Source organism: Cellulomonas septica (assembly GCF_012396155.1).
Lineage (GTDB): Bacteria > Actinomycetota > Actinomycetes > Actinomycetales > Cellulomonadaceae > Cellulomonas > Cellulomonas septica.
Genome location: NZ_JAAXOY010000374.1, coordinates 1 through 3467 on the forward strand (window position 1 = coordinate 1; position 3467 = coordinate 3467).

General features: G+C 73.5%; 4 protein-coding genes. 3 read left to right on the forward strand and 1 reads right to left on the reverse strand.

Annotation, left to right across the window (positions count from 1 at the left end; translation table 11 throughout):
- A partial coding sequence (locus tag HGA02_RS13450) for an MFS transporter (protein ID WP_168679435.1) occupies positions 1-724 on the reverse strand: 724 nt, incomplete at its 3' end.
- A gap of 63 nt (positions 725-787) precedes the next feature.
- On the opposite strand from HGA02_RS13450, the gene HGA02_RS13455 reads away from it, so the two are divergent.
- From HGA02_RS13455 to HGA02_RS13465, 3 genes are all read left to right on the forward strand, one after another.
- A complete protein-coding gene (locus tag HGA02_RS13455; protein WP_168679436.1) occupies positions 788-1180 on the forward strand; it encodes a MerR family transcriptional regulator in 393 nt (130 codons plus the stop codon).
- Between the two features lie 98 nt (positions 1181-1278).
- Positions 1279-2844 (forward strand): M20/M25/M40 family metallo-hydrolase, encoded by a 1566-nt coding sequence (locus tag HGA02_RS13460; RefSeq protein ID WP_168679437.1) that lies wholly within the window; start codon positions 1279-1281, stop codon positions 2842-2844.
- A gap of 201 nt (positions 2845-3045) precedes the next feature.
- Positions 3046-3467 (forward strand): DUF459 domain-containing protein (locus HGA02_RS13465; RefSeq protein WP_168679438.1); only part of this gene is annotated, 422 nt, incomplete at its 3' end.

Consider the following 3467-nt stretch of genomic DNA (forward strand, 5'->3'; position numbering starts at 1 on the left):
CTGCAGGGCGCGCACCACCCGCGGCACCCACGGTGCTCGCACCCGGCGCGGCGGCCCCGCCGCCACCACCCTCGTCCGCGTCGGCGCTCCGACCGTCTCGACGTCCAGGTGTCTCCTCACCGCGTGCGGGCGCCGTGACCGTGCCGACGACGACCCGCACCAGCACCGCCGCCACGAGCGCCAGCACCGCGAGCGCGACGAACGCCCCGCGCCAGTCCCACGCCTGCGCGACGACGCTCGCGAGCGGCGTCCCGAGGACGGTCCCGAGCGTCGCCCCTCCGAGGACGACCGCGACCGCCCGCGCGAGGTGGGAGGGGTGCACCAGGTCGGCGGTGTGCGTGTTGACGGCGGCCCACAGCAGCCCGGTCGCGGCGGCTCCGGCCACGCGCGCGCCGACGGCGACGGTGTACGTCGGGGCCAGAGCGGTGAGCACGGCGCTGACGGCGAACACGACGAGGGCGCCCGCGACGACGGTCCGCCGGTCGAACCGTGCGGTGAGCCGGACCAGCGGGAACGTCGCGACGACGACCGTGAGCGCCCACAGCGACACGAGCAGCCCGGTGCGGGCCTGCGGGACGTCGAGGTCGGCGCTCATCGCGGGCAGCACGGCGGTCGGGAGCATCTCGCCGGTGACCATGACGAAGGTGGCGCCGCCGAGGACGAGGAGGCTGGGCCAGGGAAGACGGCCGGTGGTGTCCATGAGCGCGACGCTAGAGTTTGACATCAGTGTGAAGGTCAAGGGGTCGGCACACGCGACGCCGGGCGCGTCGAGGGAGCGGTGGTCGTCGTGAAGATCGGTGAGCTGTCCCGCCGCACGGGCGTCTCGACGCGTCTGCTGCGCTACTACGAGGAGCAGGGGCTCATCTCCCCCGCGCGCTCCGCCAACACCTACCGCGAGTACGACGAGGCCGACGTCGCCCACGTCGAGCGCGCGGTCGGGCTGGTGCGGTCGGGCCTCCCGACACGGCTGGCCAAGGTGGTCCTCGACCTCGAGCGGACGCAGGACGAGGACCTCGCGGCGTCGTGCCCGCGCACGGTCGCGGAGATGCTGGCCGAGGAGCTCGAGGGCCTCGACGACCGCATCGCGTGCCTGACCGCGAGCCGCCGGACGATCCACGACTTCCTGGTCCGCACGTCGCACGCGGCCGACGTCCTGGACGCCGCGCGCACGCCGTCCTGACGCGGCTGCGCGACAGATCGGACGGTCGTCCTATTCCTTTGTGACTGTTGTCACGGCTAGCATGCACCGTCCGGTTCGCACCACGACGGAGGTCCGCTGTGCAGCAACGCCACAAGCTCACCGTCCTCGTCTCGGCCCTCGCCCTCGCCGGCGCGGCCGTCGCGACACCCGCCGCCGCCGCCGACACCCTCGGCGGCCCCGGTCACGGAGGAGGCCACGGCTACCCGCCGAGCTCCGCCCAGAAGTTCTCCAAGAAGGTCACCGAGCGCGCCGTCTTCCGGCACCTGCAGGAGCTCCAGCGCATCGCCGACCGCAACGACGGCAACCGTGCCGCGCTCACCTCCGGGTACGAGGCCAGCGCCCGCTACGTCGAGAAGACGCTCCGCAAGGCCGGCTACACCACGACGCGCGACCCCTTCACGTTCGACCTCGAGGTCGAGGACGCCGCCACCCTCACCGTCGCGGGTGGCCCGACGTACACGGTCGACCAGATGACGTTCGCCGTGAACACGCCCGTCGGCGGCGTCACCGCGCCGACCGCCTCGCCGCTCGACACGTTCGGCTGCACGGCGGAGCAGTGGGCCGGGGTCGAGGTCACCGGCACGATCGCCGTCATCAGCCGCGGCGGCTGCAACTTCTCGGTCAAGGCGCAGCTCGCGCAGGCCGCCGGCGCGGTCGGCGTCGTCGTCTACAACAACCTCCCGGACACGCTGCTCATCGGCACGCTCGGCGAGAACAGCGGCGTGACCATCCCCGCCGCCGGTGCCACGCTCGAGGACGGTCAGGCGCTCGCCGCGACCCCGGGCGTCACCGTCACGCTCGACACGCGCGTGCACACCGAGACCCGCGAGAGCTTCAACGTCATCGCGCAGACCAAGGCCGGGCGGCAGGACAACGTCGTCTTCCTCGGCGCGCACCTCGACGGCGTCGAGGACGGCCCGGGCATCAACGACAACGGCACGGGCTCCGCGACGCTGCTCGAGACCGCCGTCCAGCTCGGCCGCGACAAGAAGATCCCCAACGCGGTGCGGTTCGCGTGGTGGGGCGCCGAGGAGCTCGGGCTCATCGGGTCGACCGCGTACGTCGAGGACCTGGCGGCGCAGCCGGGCGAGCTCGACAAGATCGCGACCTACCTGAACTTCGACATGGTCGGCTCGCCGAACTACGTGATCGGCGTGTACGACGCCGACCAGTCGACCTACCCGGCCCCGGTGCCGGTCCCGCCGGGCTCGCCCGAGACCGAGGACGTCTTCACCGACTACTTCGACTCGATCGGCCAGCCCTGGGTCGACACCCCGTTCTCGGGCCGGTCCGACTACCAGGCGTTCATCCTCAACGGCATCCCCGCGTCCGGCCTGTTCACCGGCGCCGACGACGTGAAGACCGAGGAGGAGGTCGCGCTGTTCGGCGGCACCGCCGGGATCACGATGGACCCGAACTACCACTCGCCGGGCGACGACATCTCGAACGTGAACCGCGAGGCGCTGCGGATCATGACGGGCGCCATCGCCTACGCGACGTACAGCCTCGCGCTCGACACGTCCGCCGTGAACGGCGTGGAGAGCCCGACCAAGCCGCGACCCGGTCACGGGCACGGGCCCGGCAAGGGTCGCAGCGGCGTCGGGACGTACGGCCACCAGGAGGGGTGGGACCGGGCGTCCTGACACAGGCACGCACCCGCGCCGGTCGGAGGAGGGACCGGTCGGCGCGGGTGCGGACCGCGCGGCACGACGGGGTGCGTGCGCGGCGCCGATCACCCCGCGCGCGCCGGCGTGCGGGGTGATCGCGACCCAGGTGGTCGCGCGCGACGGCACGGGCGCGGACGACATGCCCGCCGGCAGCGTCCGACCGGCACCATGCCGACCATGACGCGGCTGACCGTCCTGTTCCTCGGCGACTCGTTCGTCGCCGGTGTCGGCGACCCCACCGCCCTCGGGTGGACCGGGCGCCTGCTCGCCGCGACCCACCGACCCGACCGCGACGTCACGGGCTACGTGCTCGGCGTGCGACGTCAGACCTCCGACGACGTGCTCGACCGCTGGGAGCGCGAGGCGGCTGCCCGGCTTCCCGGCGTGGGCGCGGGTGCCGTGGTCGTGTCGTTCGGGGTCAACGACGCGACGGTCGAGGAGGGCCGTCGCCGCGTCCCGGAGGAGCGGACCGCCGACAACCTGCGCCGGCTCGTCGAGGAGGCGCGGGCCCGCGACCTCGCGGTGCTGGTCGTCGGGCCCCCGCCGATCGCCGACGCCGACGTCAACGCGCGCGTGGTGACGCTCGACGCGCGGCTCGC